Here is a 20,681-nt window from a genome sequence, read left to right as displayed (position 1 = left end):
TTATTTTCCAGGTCCAGGCCACAAGCGCCCGGCCAAGCCAGAGCTGGCAGGCGGGCGACCTGAGCTTTTCCAACACAGTTAGTGGAGAGATCACCTTGGTAGAGTACGTAGTTTCCCTCGATAAGCTCGGCGTCCATGATGTAGAGCATGTGGGGGGCAAGAACGCATCCCTCGGCGAGATGATCAGTAACCTCGCGGGCGCCGGTGTCTCGGTCCCCGGCGGCTTTGCCACTACGGCTCAGGCGTATCGTGACTTTCTCGAGCAGAGCGGCCTGAACGCCCAGATCCACGCTGCCCTCGACGCGCTGGACGTTGACGACGTCAACGCCCTGGCCAAGACCGGTGCGCAGATCCGCCAGTGGATCATGGAGGCCGAGTTCCCCGAGCGCCTGAACGCCGAAATCCGCACTGCCTTCGCCGAAATGTCCCAGGGCAACCCGAACATGGCCGTGGCCGTGCGCTCCTCGGCCACTGCCGAAGACCTGCCGGACGCCTCGTTCGCCGGCCAGCAGGAAACCTTCCTGAACATCCGCGGCGTCGACAACGTCATCCGCGCCGCCAAGGAAGTGTTCGCCTCGCTGTTCAACGACCGCGCCATTTCCTACCGCGTGCACCAGGGCTTCGACCACAAGCTGGTGGCCCTGTCGGCCGGCGTGCAGCGCATGGTCCGCTCGGAAACCGGCACTGCCGGCGTAATGTTCACCCTCGACACCGAGTCGGGCTTTCGTGACGTGGTGTTCATCACCGGCGCCTACGGCCTGGGTGAAACCGTCGTTCAGGGTGCAGTCAACCCCGACGAATTCTACGTGCACAAAGGCACCCTGGAAGCCGGCCGCCCGGCGATCCTGCGCCGCAACCTGGGCAGCAAGGCGATCAAGATGGTCTATGGCGAAGAAGCCAAGGCCGGTCGTTCGGTCAAGACCGTCGATGTCGACAAGGCCGACCGCACCCGTTTCTGCCTGAGCGACGCCGAAGTCAGCGAGCTGGCCAAGCAGGCGATGATCATCGAGAAGCACTACAAGTGCCCGATGGACATCGAATGGGCCAAGGACGGTGACGACGGCAAGCTGTACATCGTTCAGGCCCGCCCTGAAACCGTGAAAAGCCGCGCCCAGGCCAACGTCATGGAGCGTTACCTGCTCAAAGAGACCGGCACCGTGCTGGTCGAAGGCCGCGCCATCGGCCAGCGCATCGGCGCCGGCAAGGTGCGGATCATCAAGGACGTCTCGGAGATGGACAAGGTCCAGCCCGGCGACGTACTGGTTTCGGACATGACCGACCCGGACTGGGAACCGGTGATGAAGCGCGCCAGCGCCATCGTCACCAACCGTGGCGGGCGTACCTGCCACGCGGCGATCATTGCCCGTGAACTGGGTATTCCGGCGGTGGTTGGTTGCGGCAACGCCACCCAGCTGCTCAAGGATGGCCAGGGCGTGACCGTGTCGTGCGCCGAAGGCGATACCGGCTTCATCTTCGAAGGTGAGCTGGGCTTTGACGTGCGCAAGAACTCCGTCGACGCCATGCCGGAGCTGCCGTTCAAGATCATGATGAACGTCGGCAACCCGGACCGTGCCTTTGATTTTGCCCAGCTGCCCAACGCCGGTGTCGGCCTGGCGCGCCTGGAATTCATCATCAATCGCATGATCGGCGTGCACCCCAAGGCGCTGCTCAACTACGCAGGCCTGCCTGCCGAGCTCAAAGAGAGCGTCGACAAGCGTATTGCCGGCTACAACGACCCGGTCGGCTTCTACGTCGAGAAACTGGTCGAGGGCATCAGCACCCTGGCGGCGGCGTTCTGGCCGAAGAAGGTCATCGTGCGCCTGTCGGACTTCAAGTCCAACGAATACGCCAACCTGATCGGCGGCAAGCTCTACGAGCCGGAAGAAGAAAACCCGATGCTGGGTTTCCGCGGTGCTTCGCGCTACATCAGCGAAACCTTCCGTGACTGCTTCGAGCTCGAATGCCGCGCCCTCAAGCGCGTGCGCAACGAGATGGGCCTGACCAACGTCGAGATCATGGTGCCGTTCGTGCGCACCTTGGGCGAGGCCAGCCAGGTTGTCGACCTGCTTGCCGAAAACGGCCTGGCCCGCGGTGACAACGGCCTGCGCGTGATCATGATGTGCGAATTGCCGTCCAACGCCATCCTCGCCGAAGAGTTCCTCGAGTATTTCGATGGTTTCTCCATCGGCTCCAACGACCTGACTCAGCTGACCCTGGGCCTGGACCGCGACTCGGGGATCATTGCGCACCTGTTCGACGAGCGTAACCCTGCCGTCAAGAAGCTGCTGGCCAATGCCATCCAGGCCTGTAACAAGGCTGGCAAGTACATCGGTATCTGCGGCCAGGGCCCATCCGATCACCCGGACCTGGCTAAATGGCTGATGGAACAGGGCATCGAAAGCGTCTCGCTGAACCCGGACTCGGTCCTCGAGACCTGGTTCTTCCTGGCTGAAGGCCAGGCCGCGAACTGATGCGCTGAACCGGAGCCTTCACCTGGCGGTTACGCCGGTGAGGGTTCCGACCGTATTCCAGGGCGTGTTCCAGTGATGGATCTCGCCCTTTTTTGTGCAAGAACCCTATGCAAAGCAGCAGTACCCTTTTTTCCCGTGGCCTTGCTCAGTGCCGAGCGCCGTGGCGACCTGAGCGAGGACGTGTACCGGATCAAAGCCGGTAACAGCCCGGATCGCAGCGTCGAGCTGGCGCTCACCCGCCTGGGCATGGCCGATCAAGCCGAGGTGCGTGGCACCCCGGTGATTCTGCTGCACGGCAGCTTTTCCAACCGGCGCTTCTGGTATTCGCCCCGGGGCATTGGCCTGGGCGCCTACCTGGCGCGCGCCGGTTTCGATGTGTGGATCCCGGAGATGCGCGGCCACGGCCTGTCGCCGCGCAACCATGGCTATCGCAACAACCGCGTGGCTGACTATGCCCGTTACGACCTGCCGGTAATTGCCGCGTTCGTCTGCGAGCAGGCCGGCAGGCCTGCGCACTGGATCGGTCACTCGCTGGGCGGTACCACCCTGGCGGCGGCCCTCGGTGGCCAGTACCTGGGCGCCGAGCAGGTGGCCAGCGTGGCGTTCTTCGGTACCCAGGTCAGCCGAACCTACTGGCCACTGAAGCTGCCGCCGGTGGAGTGGGGCGGGCGCCTGTTGCTCAAGCGCTTTGCGCAGATTTCCGGCTCGCGGCTCAAGCGCGGCCCGGAAGACGAGCCGATTGGCCTGGCGCTGGAAAGCATGCGCTGGTTCGGTCTGTTTGGCCGCTTTGGCGACAAGGATCGCGACTGGTGGGCGGGGCTGGCCGAAGTTGATGTGCCAGTGCTGGCGGTGGCCGGCGCGGGTGATCACCAGGACCCGGTGTGGGCCTGTCGCAAGCTGTTCGAGCAACTGGGCAGCGAGCACAAGCAGTTTGTCCGCCTGGGCCGTGAGGAGGGCTTCGACAACTTTGGTCATGTCGACATGCTGGTCAGCAAGCCGGCGCAGGCGCAGGTCTGGCCGTTGGTCGAGCGTTGGTTGCAGGATCCGCTGGCGGCGTTGCTGCCGGAGGCGGCGCAGGCCGTTTCGCCGGCGAGCTGATGCCGTTAAGATATGACGATTGTGAAGGTTTTGGTCATTTTTGGGTTTTTCAGCGAACATCTGTTCGCTGACTCCTTGCCCAACGTGACCGCAACGGCAGTGACGTGTAGCCTTGGGCCTAAAGCCGCATCGCCGGGCCTCGTTCACTGAGTGAAACTGCGACATTCATCGTCTCGATAATCGACAGGAGTTTCCCATGCATTACATCACCCCCGATCTGTGCGACGCCTACCCGGAACTGGTGCAGGTGCTGGAGCCGATGTTCAGCAACTTCGGCGGCCGCGACTCCTTCGGGGGTGAGATCGTCACCATCAAGTGCTTCGAGGACAACTCGCGGGTAAAAGAGCAGGTCGAGCTCGATGGCACCGGCAAGGTCCTGGTGGTCGATGGCGGTGGTTCGCTGCGCCATGCCCTGCTCGGCGACATGCTCGCCGAAAAGGCGGCGAAGAATCACTGGCAAGGCCTGGTGATCTACGGATGCGTGCGTGATGTCGATGTCCTGGCGCAGACCGACGTCGGCGTCCAGGCCCTGGCCAGCCACCCGCTCAAATCGGTACGCCGCGGTGTTGGCGAACTCAACATCCCCGTGACCTTTGCCGGCGTGACTTTCCGTCCGGGCGAATACATCTACGCCGACAACAATGGCGTGATCGTCTCGCCAAGCCCGTTGAAAATGCCTGAGTAAAGCTCTGAAACCGGTCAGTGGGGTAGGGATGTTCGAGGAAGAAAACGCGCAATGGGGGCTGGTGCATGCCCTGGTGCTGGATGGAAAAGGCGGTGCCCGTGCGATCGCCCGAACTGAACTGGACGCCCTTGCGTTGCAGCCCCAGGAAAGCCTGTGGCTGCACTGGGACCGCAGCCACCCGCAGACCCGCACCTGGTTGCGCCACGACAGCGGCCTGAACGAGTTTGCCTGCGACCTGTTGCTGGAAGAAAACACCCGTCCACGCCTGCTGCCCCTGCCGGATGCGCAGATGCTGCTGTTTTTGCGCGGGGTCAACTTAAACCCCGGCGCTGAACCCGAAGACATGGTCTCGGTGCGCATCTTCGCCGAGGCCCAGCGGGTGATCTCGCTGCGCCTGCGGCCGTTGCGCGCCAGTGACGAGCTGCTCCAGCAACTGGCCGAAAATCGAGGGCCGAAGACCGCCTCCGAGCTGCTGCTGAGCATGGCCCAACTGCTGACCGAAAAGGTCCAGGCGCTGATTAGCGACCTCTCGGAAGTGGTTGACGGCGAAGAAGAGCAGCTTGAAGCCGACAAGCGCTATGCCCCGGACCAGGGCAGCCTGCAGCAGATCCGCCGGCGTGCGGCGGGGCTGCGGCGCTTTCTCAACCCGCAGCGGGAAATCTACGCACAACTGGCGCGCAACAAGTGGAGCTGGTTCGCCGCCGACGATGCCGACTACTGGAACGAGCTCAACAACAGCCTGACCCGCTACCTCGAAGAGCTGGATCTCACCCGTGAACGCGCCGCCCTGGTGCTCGAGAGCGAGGACCGGCGCCGCAGCGAGCGGATGAACCGGACCATGTACCGCTTCGGTATCATCACCTGCATCTTCCTGCCCATGAGTTTCGTCACCGGGCTTCTGGGCATCAACGTCGGCGGTATTCCCGGCTCCGACAGCCCCTACGGCTTTCTGTTCGCCAGCCTGCTGGTGCTGGCCCTGGCGTTGGGGCAATGGTGGCTGTTCCGCCGCCTGCGCTGGGTGTGAAGATGAAATCTGTGAACATACAGTCACAAACTGCCTGGGCGGTTCATGTGACCCGTTGTCTGGCGACCTCGTCTTTGACAGATATTGCGCGAGGTGCCTATGCACGATCCGTTTGAAGAATCCCTGCGAGACCTGCTCAAGGCATCGCCGTCCGGTCAGGACCGCGACGACGACGCCTGCCTGGGCCGGGTCCTGAAAACCGCCAACCGCCAGGTTGGCGCGGGCGATCTGTTCAGCCTGCTGGGCCGCTGGAGCCAGGCGCTGATGATTGCCGTGAACAATGGCTCGGCGCATGTCGCGCCGGTGCGCCGTAACGCTACCGCCCGTAAAGCTGATAAGGCCGATTGAATATGGAACTTGATCTCTGGACCCAGAGCCTGGTCACCGCGATGACAGCGCTGTGGACCAAAGTGGCGAACTTCATCCCCAACCTGTTCGGCGCCCTGGTTGTGGTGCTGCTCGGTTTCGTCGTGGCCAAGCTGCTCGACACCCTGTTGTCGAAATTGCTGGCCAAGCTCGGCCTGGATCGCCTGATGGGCGGCACCGGCCTGACCAAGATGCTCAGCCGGGTCGGCATCCAGGTGCCGATCTCGACCCTGATCGGCAAGATCGTCTACTGGTTCGTGCTGCTGATTTTCCTGGTTTCTGCCGCTGAATCCCTGGGCCTTGAGCGCGTCTCGGCGACCCTCGACATGCTCGCCCTGTACCTGCCGAAGGTATTCGGTGCGGCGCTGGTGCTGCTGGCCGGTGTGTTGCTGGCACAACTGGTCAACGGCCTGGTACGCGGCGCCGCCGAAGGCATCGGCCTGGAATATGCCGCAGGCGTCGGGCGCATCGCCCAGGGCCTGGTGATTATCATCAGTATCTCGGTGGCAATCAGCCAGCTTGAGGTCAAGACCGACCTGCTCAACCATGTGATCGTCATCGGTTTGATTACCGTTGGTCTGGCCGTAGCGCTGGCCATGGGCCTGGGCAGCCGGGAAATCGCCGGGCAGATCCTGGCCGGAATTTACGTGCGTGAACTGTATCAAGTGGGCCAACAAGTGCGGATTGGCGAGGTCGAAGGGCAGATCGAAGAGATCGGCACGGTCAAGACGACCCTGCTGACCGATGATGGCGAACTAGTGTCGTTGTCCAACCGGATTCTGCTTGAGCAGCGAGTCAATAGCCGCTAACCGGGCAAATCCTGCTAATGTATGCCGCCGCAAAAATGCCCCAGGCAGGGGTATGCGGCGACATTGACCTGACTGTCGGCCAGATCCGTTTTGAATAAAGTTCACTCGCTGCCCATGCGTTACGACCCCCGCGAGCTCACTGATGAGGAGTTGGTGGCGCGTTCGCATGAGGAGCTGTTTCATGTTACTCGCGCGTATGAGGAGCTCATGCGCCGCTACCAACGGACCCTTTTTAACGTCTGTGCACGTTATTTAGGGAACGATCGGGATGCTGACGATGTCTGTCAGGAGGTGATGCTCAAGGTGCTCTATGGGCTGAAGAACTTCGAGGGCAAATCGAAGTTCAAGACATGGCTCTACAGCATCACCTACAACGAATGCATCACCCAGTACCGCAAGGAGCGGCGCAAACGTCGACTGATGGATGCCTTGAGTCTTGATCCACTCGAGGAGGCCTCGGAAGAGAAGGCGCCAAAACCGGAAGAGAAAGGCGGGCTGGACAAATGGCTAGTGCATGTCAATCCGATTGACCGCGAGATTCTGGTGCTTCGATTTGTCGCAGAACTGGAATTTCAGGAAATCGCCGATATCATGCACATGGGCCTGAGCGCAACGAAAATGCGGTACAAGCGTGCGCTTGACAAGCTACGTGAGAAATTTGCGGGCCTTGCTGAAACTTAGTAGCGCGCAAATATCTCTAACGTACCGGCAAGTTCTGCTAGACTTGCCGTCGAGTTGTCCCCCGGATGTTGGTGGGACTGCTTAACTATCACCAGATGGGGATTTAACGGATGAAATTGAAAAACACCTTGGGCTTGGCCATTGGTTCTCTTGTAGCCGCAACTTCCTTCGGCGCTCTGGCACAAGGCCAAGGCGCAGTCGAAATTGAAGGCAACGTCACCAAGCAGTACTACGACAGCGAACGTAACTTCAAGAACGACGGCACCAATCCTGGTGTTCGCCTCGGTTACTTCCTGACCGACGACCTGTCCCTGGACCTGGGCTACAACGAGACTCACAACGCTCGTGGCGAAGTCTTCAACAAAGACATCAAAGGTTCCAAGGCCAAGCTGGACGCTACCTACCACTTCGGTACCGTCGGCGACGCTCTGCGTCCATACGTTTCGGCTGGTTTCGCTCACGAAAGCCTGGGTCAAGCTACCCGTAACGGCCGTGACCACTCCACCTTCGCCAACGTTGGCGCTGGCGCCAAGTGGTACATCACCGACATGTTCTTCGCCCGTGCTGGCGTTGAAGCCATGTACAACATCGACAACGGCAACACCGAGTGGGGTCCGACCGTTGGTCTGGGTCTGAACTTCGGTGGTAGCGGTGGCAAGGTTGAAGCCGCTCCTGCTCCAGTCGCTGAAGTCTGCTCCGACAGCGACAACGATGGCGTCTGCGACAACGTCGACAAGTGCCCTGACACCCCAGCCAACGTTACCGTTGACGCTGATGGCTGCCCAGCTGTTGCTGAAGTCGTCCGTGTTGAGCTGGACGTCAAGTTCGACTTCGACAAGTCGGTCGTCAAGCCAAACAGCTACGGCGACATCAAGAACCTGGCTGACTTCATGAAGCAGTACCCACAGACCACCACCACTGTTGAAGGTCACACTGACTCCGTCGGTCCTGACGCTTACAACCAGAAACTGTCTGAGCGTCGTGCAAACGCCGTTAAGCAAGTTCTGACCAACCAGTACGGTGTTGAGTCGAACCGCGTTGAGTCGGTTGGCTACGGTGAAACCCGTCCGGTTGCTGACAACGCCACCGACGCTGGTCGCGCTGTTAACCGTCGCGTAGAAGCACAAGTAGAAGCCCAAGCCAAGTAATTGGTCCAGGCGCTACTGAAAAGCCCGGCCTAGGCCGGGTTTTTCTTTGCCTGCGATTCAGGCTGTCAGTTGCTGCAGCACTGCGCTGTGCGCTGCTGCCACCTCGCCGATCACCACAATCGCCGGGCTGCACAGCTTGAAGCGGGCGGCGTCCTGGCACAGCTGCGCCAGCGTGCTGCGCTGCTCACGCTGTTGAGGCAACGAGGCGTTCTCGATCATGGCCACCGGCGTCTGCGCCGCCAGGCCACCTGCCAGCAAGCCCTGCTGCACGTCCTCCAGTTTGCTCACGCCCATGTACACCACCAGGGTGGTACCGCCCTGAGCCAACGCCTGCCAGTTCAACGGGCTGTCGTCCTGAGTGTGGGCGGTGACCAGGGTCACGCCACGGCTGACGCCGCGCAAGGTCAGCGAGATACCGCATTGGGTCGCGCCGGCCAAGCCTGCGGTAATGCCATTGACCAGCTCGGTTTCGACGCCATGAGCCTGCAACCAGGCCGCCTCTTCGCCGCCGCGGCCAAAGATGCACGGGTCACCGCCCTTGAGCCGCGCCACGCAGCGGCCCTGACGGGCATAGCGCAGCATCAGGCGCTGAATGAAGGCTTGCGGCGTGGAGCGGCATCCGCCGCGCTTACCCACGGCAACCACCCGCGCCTGCGGGCAGTGTTGAAGAATGTGCGGATTGACCAGGTCGTCGATCAGCACCACTTCGGCTTCCCCCAGGGCGCGTACCGCCTTGAGGGTCAGCAGCTCCGGATCACCGGGGCCTGCACCAATCAGCCAGACTTTCGCATGCATCGGGTATTCCTCATCGGCAAAGGGGTTGTCAGCCTTTTAGCAGGCTGATCAGCAGGATCAGGTTAAGCAGCAGGGACAGCAGCGCCAGGGTGCGCCAGACTTTCAGCGGCTCGCGCTCAAGCAGCGGCCGCGGGCGCACGCTGAGCGCCTGGCGGTCGCCCTGTTCAAGCAGCAACAGCCATTGCTCGGCGGTTTCAAAGCGTTGCCGCGGGTCGGCGAGCAGTGCCTGAGCGAGGTTGTGCTCGAGCCATTCGGGCAGGTCCGGGCGATAGCGGGCGGCGCTGATCGCCTGGGTGAAGCGCGGGCGCTGAAAGGCTTCGATTTCGCCATAGGGGTAATGTCCGGTGAGCAGGTAGTACAGCGTTACCGCCACGCTGTAGAGGTCCTGTTGCGGGCTGGGCGGCTCGGCGTCGAAGGCTTCCGGCGCAATAAACGAGGGCGTGCCTGGCAGCTCATGGGCGCGGTCCTCGGAAAGCCCCGGGCAGAACGCCAGGCCGAAATCCAGCAGGCGCAGCTGGCCGTCATCGCCCAGGAGCAGGTTCTCGGGCTTGATGTCGCGATGGAGGATGTTGCGTCGGTGCAGCGCGCCTACCGCCTGCAACAGTTGACGGGCCAGCGCCTGCCATTGCGCCAACGGCAGGGGGCCGCTGGCGGCGAACCGTTGCGCCAGGGTTTGCCCGGAGTACTCGCGCATCAGGTAATACAGATGGTGGCGCTGGCTGGCCGGGTGCACTTCGGGGAAGTAGCGCCCGGCCACACGGCGCAGGAACCACTCTTCAAGCAGCAGGCCTTGCTGCGCGCCGGGTTCATCTTTGCGTTCGGCCGGCAGGGTTTTCAGCAGCCATGCCTGTTGCTGCGGGTCGCGCACGCGATACAGCAAGGATTGGCGGCTGTGGCCAAGCGCCCGCTCGACCTGCCAGCCGTCGATTGTCTGCCCGCTGCGCAAGGCGGGCGGCAGGGGCCATTGCTGCAATTGCGCCAGGGAATCACCGAGGTTGCTCGCACCCAGTTGTTCGACCCGCACCAGCAGGGCGCTGGCATTGTCCTGGCTGCCGCTGTAGTGAGCCGAGCTGACCAGGGTCTGGGCGGCGTCCTGCAGGTCGATCTGCTCGCGCAGCACCGCGCGAATCTGCGCTTCGCTGAGGCTGGCCCAGACGCCGTCGCTGAGCAGCAGGAAACACTCACCGGCCTGCAGCTCGCCCTCCAGGTAGTCGACCTGCAGGTGCTGGTCCAGGCCCAGGGCGCGCTTGAGCACGTGCTGCATGCCGGGTTGGTCCCAGACGTGGTCTTCGCTGATGCGCTGCAGTTGCCCGGCGGCCCAGCGGTAGATCCGGCAGTCACCGACATGCGCCAGGGTAAAACGCCGACCCCGCAGCACCAGTGCGCTCAGCGTGGTCAGCAGCGGCTGGCCGCCGCCATTGGCACGCAGCCAGCGGTTCTGCGCCAGTAGCAGGCGGTCCAGCGCCTGGGCCACGCCCCAGGTGGCCGGCGTGGCGTAATAGTCCAGGGCCAGCGCCTGCAGGCTGGCCCGCGCCGCCAGGCCGCCATCGGCGCACTGGCTGACGCCGTCGGCGAGGGCGAACAGGTAGCCTTTGCTGGCGGCCAGTTCCGGGTTGGGGGTGACCAGGCGCAGGGCGTCCTGGTTTTCCTCCCGGGGGCCGCTGGCGCTGGCCTGGGCAAAGCTCAGTTGCAGGCTCATGTTGTCATCCTCAAACCCGCGCCGCAGTCACCGCTGCCGAGCCCCAGGTGGTGCGCCAGCGCTGCTTGACGCCGTGCAGGCCGAACCAGGCAAGAATGCCCAGGCTGGCGAACAGCCACAGGCCCAGCTGATAGTCGCCGCTGTGCTGTTTGATCGCCCCCAGGCCCGCAGCGAGCAGAAAGCCGCCGATGCCGCCGGCCATGCCGATCAGCCCGGTCATCACGCCGATTTCCTGGCGAAAGCGTTGCGGCACCAGTTGGAACACCGCGCCGTTGCCGGCACCCAGGCCGAGCATGGCGCTGACGAACAGGGCCAGGGCAGCCACTGCGCTGGGCAGGTTGAAACCGACGGCGGCAATGCAGATGGCGGCAACGCTGTACATTGCCAGCAGGGTGCGGATGCCACCGAAGCGATCGGCCAGGGCGCCGCCCAACGGCCGCATCAGGCTGCCGGCAAAGACGCAGGCGGCGGTGTAGTAGCCAGCGGTCACCGGGCTTAGGCCGTACTGGTCGTTGAAGTAGCCGGGCAGGGCACTGGCCAGGCCGATAAAGCCACCGAAGGTGACGCTGTAGAAGAACATGAACCACCAGCTGTCGCGATCGCCCAGGGCCTTGAGGTAGTCGGCCACGGCTTTCGGTTTGGGCCGTTCGGGGGCGTTGCGCGCCAGCAGGCTGAACAGCACCAGGGTCAGCAGCAGCGGGATCACGGCAAAACCGAACACGTTGTTCCAGCCAAAGCCTGCGGCCAGGGCCGGGGCCAGCAGGGCGGCGAACACCGTGCCGGAGTTGCCGGCACCGGCGATGCCCATGGCCTTGCCCTGGTGCTGCGCCGGGTACCACTGCGAGGCCAGCGGCAGTGACACGGCAAACGAGGCGCCGGCAACGCCGAGGAACACCCCGAGCAACAAGGCTTGCTCATAACTGTGAATGCCCAGGCGCCAGGCGCAGAACAGTGCGACGATGACAATCACCTGGCCGATCAGCCCGGCGGTCTTGGGTGACAGGCGGTCGACCAGCAGGCCCATGACAAAGCGCAGGATCGCCCCGGCCAGGATCGGCGTGGCCACCATCAGCCCGCGCTGCTGGGTGGTCAGTTGCAAGTCGGCGGCAATCTGCACCGCCAGCGGGCCGAGCAGGTACCAGACCATGAAGCTCAGGTCGAAATACAAAAAGGCGGCGAACAGGGTGGGGACATGCCCGGACTTCCAGAAACTCGTATTCATCGAACACCTCGTTGAACAGGGACGGAAACGAAAAAGACGTCGCCACCCGACCCGCTGGCGCGAGTGGGGGTGCGACGTCTTTGTCGTGAAGGGGGCAACCGCCGTTGGCTACCTGTGCTGTGGTGATAGCAAGAGCCGGGCCAGAGTGCTTCAGCCGAGCAGGTCGCTCATGGCAATGATCTGCTCGGCCACCTGGATCAGCTTCTGCTGCTTGCTCATGGCCTGGCGGCGCATCAGGGTGTAGGCCTGTTCTTCGTTGCAGTCCTTCATTTTCATCAACAGGCCCTTGGCCAGTTCGATGCGCTTGCGCTCCGCCAGTTGCTGGTCGCGGGCCTGCAGTTGGGCCTTGAGCGCCTGGTCGCTTTCAAAGCGGGCCATGGCCACATCGAGGATCGGCTGCAAGCGCGTAGCCTGGATGCCTTCGACAATGTAGGCGCTGACCCCGGCCTGGATCGCCTGGCGCATCACCCCGGGGTCGTGCTCGTCGGTGAACATGACGATCGGTCGCGGCCGGTCACGGCTGACCAGCACTACTTGCTCCATGACATCACGGCCCGGTGACTCGGTATCGATCAGCACCACGTCCGGATGCACCGTTTCGACGCGTGCCGGCAGGTCGATGGTCAGGCCCGACTCTTCGATCACTTCGAAGCCGGCCTGGACCAGCGCAGCCTTGAGGCGACCGACTTTTTTCGCGGTGTCGTCGATTAGCAGGATTCGCAGCATGAGAGCGTCTCCGTTCAGCGTCGGGCGAGGGCGGCGGGCGGCTCGGCCAGCGCGTGCAGACGAAAGCTGCGGGCGTAGCCGTGCGGGTCGCTGCCATCCCAGCGGCTGCCATCGATCAGCTGGCTGCTACGCATGTCGGAACCTGCGCAGGGCACGCCGACCGCCGTGGCGGCGTCGCGGTACAACGCCAGTTGCTGCACCTGGCGGGCTACGGCGAGGTAATCGGGGTCTTCACGCAGCAGGCCCCAGCGGCGGAATTGGGTCATGAACCACAGGCCATCGGACAGGTACGGCAAGTTGGCCCGGCCCTGGTCATACAGGCGCAAGGCGTGGCGATCCTGCCACTGGTTACCCAGGCCGTCCTGGTAGTGGCCGAGCAGGCGCGGCTCGATGCTCGACAACGGCGCATCCAGGTAGGCCTTGCTGCTGAGCAGTTGCGCGGTGCTGCGGCGGTTTTCGCGGCTCTGCTCGATAAAGCGGCTGGCGGCCAGCACTGCCATCACCAGGGCCCGCGCACTGTTCGGATACTGTTCGACAAAGGCCCGGGTGCAACCCAGGACTTTTTCCGGGTGATCCGGCCAGATTGATTGGCTGGTGGCCAGGGTGAAGCCCTGGCCCTGTTCGATGGCGCCCGCCGACCAGGGTTCGCCGACGCAAAATCCGTCGATGCGTCCGGCTTGCAGGTGTGCGAGCATCTGGCCTGGCGGCACCACCACGCTGTTGACGTCATGCAAGGGGTGGATGCCCTGGCTGGCCAGCCAGTAATACAGCCACATGGCATGGGTGCCGGTAGGAAAAGTTTGTGCAAAGGTCAGTTTTGTCCTGCTTTGGTGCACGAAGTGCTCCAATGCCTCGGGACTGGTCACGCCCTGACGTTGCAGCGCAGCGGACAGATTGATGCCCTGGCCGTTCTGGTTCAGGCCCATCAGCACCGCCATGTCGGCGGCCGGACTACCGCCGATGCCCAGTTGCAGCGCGTAGATCAGGCCGTACAGGCTATGCGCGGCATCCAGCTCGCCGCTGGCCAGCTTGTCGCGCAGGCCGGCCCAGGAGCTCTGGCGCTGCAGGTTCAGGGTCAGGCCGTAGGTCTGGGCGAAACCCTGGGTCGCGGCCACCACCACCGAGGCACAATCGCTCAGGGCCATGAAACCGAGATTCAGGCAGGGCTTTTCCGGGGCATCGCTGCCGTTGACCCAGGCCAGCGAGGTTGCGGGAATAGGGTTGGTCACGTCATTGCGCCTGTGTCGAAGGTCAGGCCGTACCGCTCGCGAGGCAGGCGTTTGATCAGGGTGCAAGCAACGCATATGCCAAGGCGGCCCTGTCCCCCGGGCGACGCCACCGCTATAATCGCCCCCTCACTCACGTCGAGCTAAACCCGCCCATGTATACCCTGGCCCGCCAGCTGCTGTTCAAGCTCTCCCCGGAGACCTCCCATGACCTGTCCCTGGACCTGATCGGCGCCGGTGGCCGTCTGGGCCTCAACGGCTTGCTGACCAAGGCGCCGGCTTCCTTGCCGGTCACTGTCATGGGCCTGAACTTCGCCAACCCGGTCGGGCTGGCGGCGGGTCTGGACAAGAACGGCGCGGCCATCGACGGCTTTGCCCAGCTGGGTTTCGGTTTTGTCGAGATCGGCACCGTTACCCCGCGTCCACAGCCGGGCAACCCCAAGCCGCGCCTGTTCCGCCTGCCGGAAGCCGAAGCGATCATCAACCGCATGGGCTTCAACAACCTGGGTGTCGACAACCTGCTCAACCGTGTGCGCGCCGCCAAATACAGCGGCATCCTCGGCATTAACATCGGCAAGAACTTCGACACTCCAGTCGAGCGCGCGGTCGACGATTACCTGATCTGCCTCGACAAGGTCTACGACCAGGCCAGCTACATCACCGTCAACGTCAGCTCGCCGAACACCCCGGGCCTGCGCAGCCTGCAGTTCGGCGATTCGCTTAAGCAACTGCTCGACGCCCTGGCCGAGCGCCGCTCGCAACTGGTGAGCGAACGCGGCAAGCATGTGCCGCTGGCGATCAAGATCGCCCCGGACATGAGCGACGAAGAAACCGCGCTGGTCGCCGCAGCCCTGGTCGAGTCGGGTATGGACGCGGTGATCGCCACCAACACCACCCTCGGCCGTGAAGGCGTCGAAGGCCTGCAGCATGGTGACGAAGCAGGCGGCCTGTCGGGCGCGCCGGTGCTGGAAAAGAGCACCCATATCGTCAAGGTGCTGGCTGGCGAGCTGGGTGGCAAGTTGCCGATCATTGCTGCGGGCGGGATTACCGAAGGCAAGCATGCGGCGCAGAAGATTGCTGCCGGTGCCAGCCTGGTACAGATCTACTCGGGGTTCATCTACAAGGGCCCGGCCCTGATCCGCGAGGCAGTGGACGCCATCGCCGCCATGGGGCGCTGAAACCGCAGGCATAAAAAAGGGCCCCCTCAAGGGGCCCCTGGGCCTCAGCCCGCCGCCCGGATAGGGCGCGCATGGTAATCGGATTCAGTTCCTCGTTCAGCCAACGGCGTGAAGTTCGTTGAGTCTATGGATACCCGCAGTGCCGGTCATACCGTCCCAGTTGTCGCCGCGTCCTTCGCGCCAGCCATTGATCCATGCCTGGCGTACAGACGGTAGAGTAAAGGGGCAAAGCTCGCGGGATTTGCCGGTGACCCCATATTGGTAGCCACGTGAAAAAGCTCGTTCCAACGGATCACGCTTAAGTCTTCTCATAGGGTGTTGCCCTCACTTGTTGACTGTAATGTCCCGTCGACCTCTAGAAGGTCGGGCAGAATCGTTCTGCCGGTTTGCGCTCGCTGCCGGCGTCGCGAGCGGAAGTGTTGCCCCGTTGCGGTGACAACCTGAGACCAGTTCTAACCAATGCAGGACACAGTGTGAATGATCGTTTTGTCATAAGGACGTAACCTTTCATAGGGTCACAGGATAAGTAAATAAATGCGTCTGATTAGGATCTGGCGCAAAGCCCGCTATGATCAGGGTTTGACCTGCTGCAAAGTCATCTGGCCATCGCTGTGTGATAATTTGTAACAACATCGGCAAAACGACGAAGGGTCATTTTTCCCGGTTTTTTGCCTGAATTTTTCGTTCTGCCCGGCAATCAAAGACTTTTCAGCCCTCGGCAAAAGTCGGATTGGCGGGCGGCCCGGCGCGAGATAAAGCGCCACTCGAACGCTGTGGAAAGGCGTTCGATTAAACATCGGAAGGGCGATGCGCTTGCCTCTCCACTTTATTGCTCAAGGCTCTGGATACCCCATGTCGGACCGTTTCGAACTTTACCTCACCTGTCCCAAAGGCCTTGAAGGCCTGCTTGCCGAAGAAGCCCGCGGCCTCGGCCTTGAAGAAGTGCGCGAGCACACTTCGGCGATCCGCGGCACGGCCGACATGGAAACCGCCTACCGGCTGTGCCTGTGGTCGCGCCTGGGCAACCGCGTACTGCTGGTGCTCAAGCGCTTCAACATGAAGAACGCCGACGACCTCTACGACGGCGTCAACGAAGTCGAGTGGCAGGATCACCTGGAGGCCAGCGGCTCGCTGGCGGTGGAATTCAGCGGCCACGGCTCGGGTATCGACAACACCCACTTCGGCGCCTTGAAGGTCAAGGATGCAATTGTCGACAAGCTGCGTACCAGCAGCGGCGAGCGCCCGTCGGTCGACAAGCTCAACCCGGACCTGCGCGTGCACCTGCGCCTGGAGCGTGGCGAGGCGATACTGTCCCTGGACCTGTCCGGCCACAGCCTGCACCAGCGCGGTTACCGCCTGCAGCAAGGTGCGGCGCCGCTCAAGGAAAACCTCGCGGCCGCGGTGTTGATCCGCGCTGGCTGGCCACGCATCGCTGCCGAAGGCGGCGCCCTGGCCGACCCGATGTGTGGTGTGGGGACCTTCCTGGTCGAAGCCGCAATGATCGCCGCCGATATCGCACCGAACCTGCGCCGCGAGCGTTGGGGCTTCAGCGCCTGGCTCGGCCACGTGCCGGCCCTCTGGCGCAAACTCCATGATGAGGCGCTGGCCCGTGCCGAAGCCGGCCTGGCCCGCCCGCCGTTGTGGATTCGCGGCTATGAGGCCGACCCGCGGCTGATCCAGCCGGGCCGCAACAACGTTGAGCGCGCCGGCCTGAGTGACTGGGTGAAGATCTACCAGGGCGAAGTCGGCAGCTTCGAGCCGCGCCCGGACCAGAACCAGAAAGGCCTGGTGATCTGCAACCCGCCGTACGGCGAGCGCCTGGGCGACGAAGCGAGCCTGCTGTACCTCTACCAGAACCTTGGCGAGCGCCTGCGTCAGGCCTGCCTGAACTGGGAAGCGGCGGTGTTCACCGGCGCCCCGGACCTGGGCAAGCGCATGGGCATCCGCAGCCATAAGCAATATGCCTTCTGGAACGGCGCCTTGCCGTGCAAGCTGCTGCTGATCAAGGTTCAGCCCGACCAGTTCGTCACCGGCGAGCGCCGTCAGCCCGAGCGCAATGGCGAAGCAGCCGAACCGCGTACCCCGGCCGCCGTGGCCAGTGAGCCGGCACGCCTGAGCGAGGGCGGGCAGATGTTCGCCAACCGCCTGCAGAAGAACCTCAAGCAACTGGGCAAGTGGGCCAAGCGCGAGAACGTCAGTTGCTACCGCCTGTACGATGCCGACATGCCCGAGTACGCCCTGGCCATCGACCTGTACCAGGACTGGGTGCACGTGCAGGAATACGCCGCGCCGCGCTCGATCGACCCGGAAAAGGCCCAGGCGCGTCTGTTCGACGCCCTGGCAGCGATCCCTCAGGCCCTGGGCATCGACCAGAGCCGCGTGGTGGTCAAGCGTCGCGAGCGTCAGAGCGGTACCCGCCAGTACGAGCGCCAGAGCGCCCAGGGGCAGTTCCTCGAAGTGCAGGAAGGCGGCGTCAAGCTGCTGGTCAACCTCACCGATTACCTGGACACCGGGCTGTTCCTCGACCACCGCCCGATGCGCCTGCGCATTCAGCGCGAGGCTGCCGGCAAGCGCTTCCTCAACCTGTTCTGCTACACCGCCACCGCCAGTGTGCATGCGGCCAAGGGCGGCGCGCGCAGCACCACCAGTGTTGACCTGTCCAAGACTTACCTGGACTGGGCGCGGCGCAACCTGTCGCTCAATGGCTTCTCGGACAAGAATCGCCTGGAGCAGGGCGATGTCATGGCCTGGCTGCAAGCCTGTCGCGAGGAATACGAGCTGATCTTCATCGATCCGCCGACCTTCTCCAACTCCAAGCGTATGGAAGGCGTGTTCGACGTGCAGCGCGATCATGTCGAGTTGCTTGACCTGGCCGTGGCGCGCCTGGCGCCGGGCGGTGTGCTGTACTTCTCGAACAACTTCCGCAAGTTCCAGCTCGACGAAAACCTGGCTGAGCGCTACGCGGTGGAAGAGATCAGCACCCAGACCCTGGACCCGGACTTTGCCCGTAACAGCAAGATTCACCGGGCCTGGAAAATTCAGGCGCGCTGATTGGCTGATTGTCGCGGGTGATGATTGCTACGTTAATGGCTAATGGCTATAACTCAATCAGAGCCCGCGATCCGCTGGACGCTGGCGTTTTGAGTGCTTTCTATGTCGATGCACGCCGCTCGTCCGAAGATGCTCGGCTTTGTCAGCGAGGAAGTGTCCGCCTGGCTGGTGGCCGGCGTGGCATTTGTCGCCGGCGGCCTGTTGACTGCGCTGCTGGCGCTGGCCACCCATGACCTGTACCGCCAGCAGTTGCGTCAACGCTTCGAACTGCTCGCCAGTGAGCGTTACAGCCGTATCGAAGAGCGTTTCGAGGACCAGGTGCAGCGTCTCGATGGCCTGCGCCGCTTCTTCGTGTTCTCCGAAAGCGTCACTCTCGCCGAGTTCAACGGCTACGCCAAGCCCCTGTTGTACCGGACCCAGGCCTACGCCTGGGCGCCGCGGGTGGCGGGCGATGAGCGTCAAGCGTTTGAGCGCAGCGCCGCGCAACTCCTCGGCAAGCCCTTTGCCATCCACGAGCTGAATGACGCCGGCAGCCTGCAGGTAGCGGCTGAGCGTGCGCTCTATTACCCACTGTTGTACACCCAGGTCTCCAGCCACCAGGTCCAGCCCCTGGGCCTGGACATGCTCTCCCAGCCGCTGCGCCAGGCGGCCCTCGACCGTGCCCGCCAGCCCGGCAGCATGGCGGTGTCGGCACCCTTGAACCTGACCCATGTCGACCCGGCCTTCGCCCGCGGGGTATTGATGGTGGCGCCCGTTTTTGCCCCGGGCAGCGCCGCCGCCCCACCAGATGGCTACGTACTGGCGGTGATCAGCCTGCAGCAGCTGATGGCCGAGGGGCTGCCCAACCCGAGCGAGGACAACCTGGTGGTGCGCATTCTTGACCTGTCCGGGCAGGGCCAGCATGAGGTGTTGTTCCAATCCGGCAACCAGGGGGCCGACACCGATCTGACCGCCACCCATCTGTTGCGCCTGGCCGATCACGACTATCAACTGGATATCCAGCCCAGCCTTGCCTTCATGGACGCCAATCGCTCCTCGGCGGTCGTTGCCGTGGTGCTGCTTGGCGGCCTGCTCAGCCTGTTGCTCAGCGCCTTGCTGTTCAGCCTGTTCGGCCAGCGCCAGCGTGCCCTGACCCTGGTCGAGCAGCGCACCGCCGAGTTGCGCGTCAGCGAACAGTCGCTGCGCGATACCCACAACCAGCTGCGCAGCGTGCTCGATGCCGCCACCCAGGTGGCGATCATTGCCACCAGCCTGCGCGGGGTGATCAGTACCTTTAACGCCGGCGCCGAACGCATGCTCGGCTACCACAGCGCTGAAGTCATCGGCCGCCTGACCCTGGAAGAGCTGGTCTCGCCAGAGGAGCTGCAGGCCCGGGCCCGCGCCTTGAGCCTGCGTTATGGGCGCGAGGTCAGCCCGGCCCAGGCGATGTTCGCCGAGACCATCCAGGAGGGTGAGAGCGAGCCTGGTGAGTGGACCCTGTTGCGCAAGGATGGCAGCCACCTGCTGGCCAACATGATGGTCAGCGCGGTGCTCGATGAGCACGGCCTGTGGGTCGGCCACCTGGCCATCTGCATCGACGTTACCGAGCGCAAGCGCGTGCATGAGGCCCTGGCGGCCCGCGACCGGCTGCTGGAAAAGCTCAGCGCCGAGGTGCCCGGCGGCATTTACCAGTTTCGCCTCGACCCCGACGGCAGCTCGTGCTTCAGCTATGCCAGCGAGGGCTTGCGCGATATCTACGAGATCGAACCGCAGCGCTTGCGCGAGGACGCCACGGCCGTGTTCGAGCGTATCCACCCCGATGACCTGGAGCGGGTGCGCGCTTCGATCCGCTATTCCGCTGATCACCTCACGCCCTGGCGCGAAGAGTACCGGGTGCTGCTGCCGGTGGCCGGGATGCGCTGGATCCGCGGCGAAGCCACGCCGGAGCCGGCCGAGCAGGGCGGTACTCTGTGGCACGGCTACCTGACTGATATCTCCGATCTGAAGCGCGTCGAGGAGGAGCTGCGGGCGTTGTCGGTAACCGACTCACTGACCGGCATTCACAACCGCCGCTACTTTCAGGAGCGGCTCAAAGCCGAGCTTGAGCGGGCCCAGCGCGACAGCCAGGACCTGGCAGTGATCATGCTGGACATCGACCACTTCAAGCGCATCAACGATTTGTACGGCCATGCCGTGGGCGATCATGTGCTGCGCAGCCTGTGCCAGCGCATCAATCACCGCCTGCGCCGTACCGATGTGTTCTGCCGCCTGGGTGGCGAGGAATTCATGGTGTTGTGCCCGGGCAGCAATGCCGAGCAGGCCTACAGCCTGGCCATGGAGCTCTGGCAGGGCCTGCGCAGCGTGCCGGTGGACGGGGTGGGGATGGTCACGGCGAGTTTCGGCGTGGCCGGCTGGCGCCCGGGGGAGGGCGCCGATGCCTTGCTGCTACGCGCCGACTCGGGGGTCTACGCGGCCAAGCAGGCTGGCCGCGACCGCGTCGAGGGCGAACTGCCCTGAGTCAGG

Annotated in this window: 17 protein-coding genes; 11 read left to right on the top strand and 6 right to left on the bottom strand. The window is 63.6% G+C overall.

The window, feature by feature from the left end; all coding sequences use genetic code 11:
* The first annotated feature begins 95 nt into the window (after window positions 1–95).
* The 8 genes from ppsA to LOY54_RS19030 all read left to right on the top strand — a co-directional run bounded on the left by ppsA (window position 96) and on the right by LOY54_RS19030 (window position 8,282).
* Entirely contained in the window at window positions 96–2,471 is a 2,376-nt protein-coding gene (gene ppsA / locus LOY54_RS19065; RefSeq protein WP_045195023.1) for a phosphoenolpyruvate synthase, read from the top strand.
* Window positions 2,472–2,546: 75 nt separating this feature from the next.
* Window positions 2,547–3,569, top strand: coding sequence for an alpha/beta hydrolase (locus tag LOY54_RS19060; RefSeq protein WP_258607588.1), 1,023 nt, complete (start codon window positions 2,547–2,549; stop codon window positions 3,567–3,569).
* Between the two features lie 196 nt (window positions 3,570–3,765).
* Window positions 3,766–4,254, top strand: coding sequence for a ribonuclease E activity regulator RraA (rraA, locus tag LOY54_RS19055; protein WP_038994247.1), 489 nt, complete (start codon window positions 3,766–3,768; stop codon window positions 4,252–4,254).
* Window positions 4,255–4,282: 28 nt separating this feature from the next.
* Window positions 4,283–5,278: a zinc transporter ZntB gene (locus tag LOY54_RS19050; protein ID WP_045195019.1), complete on the top strand. Its 996-nt coding sequence runs from the start codon at window positions 4,283–4,285 to the stop codon at window positions 5,276–5,278.
* Between the two features lie 93 nt (window positions 5,279–5,371).
* On the top strand, window positions 5,372–5,626 hold the full coding sequence (locus LOY54_RS19045) for a CrfX protein (protein WP_371128640.1): 255 nt from the start codon (window positions 5,372–5,374) through the stop codon (window positions 5,624–5,626).
* A 2-nt stretch (window positions 5,627–5,628) separates the two neighbouring features.
* Entirely contained in the window at window positions 5,629–6,453 is an 825-nt protein-coding gene (locus tag LOY54_RS19040) for a mechanosensitive ion channel family protein (protein ID WP_038994250.1), read from the top strand.
* Window positions 6,454–6,567: 114 nt separating this feature from the next.
* On the top strand, window positions 6,568–7,134 hold the full coding sequence (gene sigX, locus LOY54_RS19035; protein WP_036990388.1) for an RNA polymerase sigma factor SigX: 567 nt from the start codon (window positions 6,568–6,570) through the stop codon (window positions 7,132–7,134).
* A gap of 110 nt (window positions 7,135–7,244) precedes the next feature.
* Window positions 7,245–8,282 (top strand): OmpA family protein, encoded by a 1,038-nt coding sequence (locus tag LOY54_RS19030; protein ID WP_045195013.1) that lies wholly within the window; start codon window positions 7,245–7,247, stop codon window positions 8,280–8,282.
* A 57-nt stretch (window positions 8,283–8,339) separates the two neighbouring features.
* Here the strand turns inward: LOY54_RS19030 and cobA are convergent, their stop codons facing one another.
* The 5 genes from cobA to LOY54_RS19005 all read right to left on the bottom strand — a co-directional run bounded on the left by cobA (window position 8,340) and on the right by LOY54_RS19005 (window position 13,953).
* Window positions 8,340–9,077 (bottom strand): uroporphyrinogen-III C-methyltransferase, encoded by a 738-nt coding sequence (cobA, locus tag LOY54_RS19025; protein ID WP_045195011.1) that lies wholly within the window; start codon window positions 9,075–9,077, stop codon window positions 8,340–8,342.
* Between the two features lie 28 nt (window positions 9,078–9,105).
* The gene (locus tag LOY54_RS19020; protein ID WP_258607586.1) at window positions 9,106–10,776 is read right to left on the bottom strand and encodes a bifunctional protein-serine/threonine kinase/phosphatase; all 1,671 of its coding nucleotides are present in this window, start codon (window positions 10,774–10,776) and stop codon (window positions 9,106–9,108) included.
* A 10-nt stretch (window positions 10,777–10,786) separates the two neighbouring features.
* Window positions 10,787–11,998, bottom strand: coding sequence for a NarK/NasA family nitrate transporter (locus LOY54_RS19015; protein ID WP_258607584.1), 1,212 nt, complete (start codon window positions 11,996–11,998; stop codon window positions 10,787–10,789).
* A gap of 150 nt (window positions 11,999–12,148) precedes the next feature.
* Window positions 12,149–12,724, bottom strand: coding sequence for an ANTAR domain-containing response regulator (locus LOY54_RS19010; protein ID WP_010223325.1), 576 nt, complete (start codon window positions 12,722–12,724; stop codon window positions 12,149–12,151).
* Window positions 12,725–12,738: 14 nt separating this feature from the next.
* Window positions 12,739–13,953 carry a CmpA/NrtA family ABC transporter substrate-binding protein gene (locus tag LOY54_RS19005; protein WP_258607583.1) on the bottom strand — a complete coding sequence of 405 codons (1,215 nt, stop codon included), beginning with the start codon at window positions 13,951–13,953 and terminating at the stop codon, window positions 12,739–12,741.
* A gap of 152 nt (window positions 13,954–14,105) precedes the next feature.
* Here LOY54_RS19005 and LOY54_RS19000 point away from each other — a divergent pair, with 152 nt between their 5' ends.
* Window positions 14,106–15,128 (top strand): quinone-dependent dihydroorotate dehydrogenase, encoded by a 1,023-nt coding sequence (locus tag LOY54_RS19000; protein ID WP_258607581.1) that lies wholly within the window; start codon window positions 14,106–14,108, stop codon window positions 15,126–15,128.
* Window positions 15,129–15,224: 96 nt separating this feature from the next.
* On the opposite strand, the gene rmf is transcribed toward LOY54_RS19000, so the two are convergent.
* Entirely contained in the window at window positions 15,225–15,440 is a 216-nt protein-coding gene (gene rmf, locus LOY54_RS18995; RefSeq protein WP_010223328.1) for a ribosome modulation factor, read from the bottom strand.
* 540 nt (window positions 15,441–15,980) lie between these two features.
* Here rmf and rlmKL point away from each other — a divergent pair.
* Together rlmKL and LOY54_RS18985 are read left to right on the top strand one after the other, a co-directional pair.
* Window positions 15,981–18,179 (top strand): bifunctional 23S rRNA (guanine(2069)-N(7))-methyltransferase RlmK/23S rRNA (guanine(2445)-N(2))-methyltransferase RlmL, encoded by a 2,199-nt coding sequence (gene rlmKL, locus LOY54_RS18990; RefSeq protein ID WP_258607579.1) that lies wholly within the window; start codon window positions 15,981–15,983, stop codon window positions 18,177–18,179.
* Window positions 18,180–18,281: 102 nt separating this feature from the next.
* Entirely contained in the window at window positions 18,282–20,675 is a 2,394-nt protein-coding gene (locus LOY54_RS18985) for a diguanylate cyclase (protein ID WP_258607578.1), read from the top strand.
* Window positions 20,676–20,681: the final 6 nt, after the last annotated feature.

This window comes from Pseudomonas sp. B21-032, from assembly GCF_024748965.1.
Classification (GTDB): domain Bacteria; phylum Pseudomonadota; class Gammaproteobacteria; order Pseudomonadales; family Pseudomonadaceae; genus Aquipseudomonas.
This window is presented reverse-complemented; position numbering and strand designations above follow the sequence as displayed.

Excerpts from the sequence above, each read along its gene's own strand:
- LOY54_RS19060 (WP_258607588.1), top strand. The coding sequence starts at position 2,547 with ATGGATCTCGCCCTTTTTTGTGCAAGAACCCTATGCAAAGCAGCAGTA.
- rraA (WP_038994247.1), top strand. The coding sequence starts at position 3,766 with ATGCATTACATCACCCCCGATCTGTGCGACGCCTACCCGGAACTGGTG.
- LOY54_RS19050 (WP_045195019.1), top strand. The coding sequence starts at position 4,283 with ATGTTCGAGGAAGAAAACGCGCAATGGGGGCTGGTGCATGCCCTGGTG.
- LOY54_RS19040 (WP_038994250.1), top strand. The coding sequence starts at position 5,629 with ATGGAACTTGATCTCTGGACCCAGAGCCTGGTCACCGCGATGACAGCG.
- sigX (WP_036990388.1), top strand. The coding sequence starts at position 6,568 with ATGCGTTACGACCCCCGCGAGCTCACTGATGAGGAGTTGGTGGCGCGT.
- LOY54_RS19030 (WP_045195013.1), top strand. The coding sequence starts at position 7,245 with ATGAAATTGAAAAACACCTTGGGCTTGGCCATTGGTTCTCTTGTAGCC.
- cobA (WP_045195011.1), bottom strand. The coding sequence starts at position 9,077 with ATGCATGCGAAAGTCTGGCTGATTGGTGCAGGCCCCGGTGATCCGGAG.
- LOY54_RS19020 (WP_258607586.1), bottom strand. The coding sequence starts at position 10,776 with ATGAGCCTGCAACTGAGCTTTGCCCAGGCCAGCGCCAGCGGCCCCCGG.
- LOY54_RS19015 (WP_258607584.1), bottom strand. The coding sequence starts at position 11,998 with ATGAATACGAGTTTCTGGAAGTCCGGGCATGTCCCCACCCTGTTCGCC.
- LOY54_RS19010 (WP_010223325.1), bottom strand. The coding sequence starts at position 12,724 with ATGCTGCGAATCCTGCTAATCGACGACACCGCGAAAAAAGTCGGTCGC.
- LOY54_RS19000 (WP_258607581.1), top strand. The coding sequence starts at position 14,106 with ATGTATACCCTGGCCCGCCAGCTGCTGTTCAAGCTCTCCCCGGAGACC.
- rmf (WP_010223328.1), bottom strand. The coding sequence starts at position 15,440 with ATGAGAAGACTTAAGCGTGATCCGTTGGAACGAGCTTTTTCACGTGGC.
- rlmKL (WP_258607579.1), top strand. The coding sequence starts at position 15,981 with ATGTCGGACCGTTTCGAACTTTACCTCACCTGTCCCAAAGGCCTTGAA.
- LOY54_RS18985 (WP_258607578.1), top strand. The coding sequence starts at position 18,282 with ATGTCGATGCACGCCGCTCGTCCGAAGATGCTCGGCTTTGTCAGCGAG.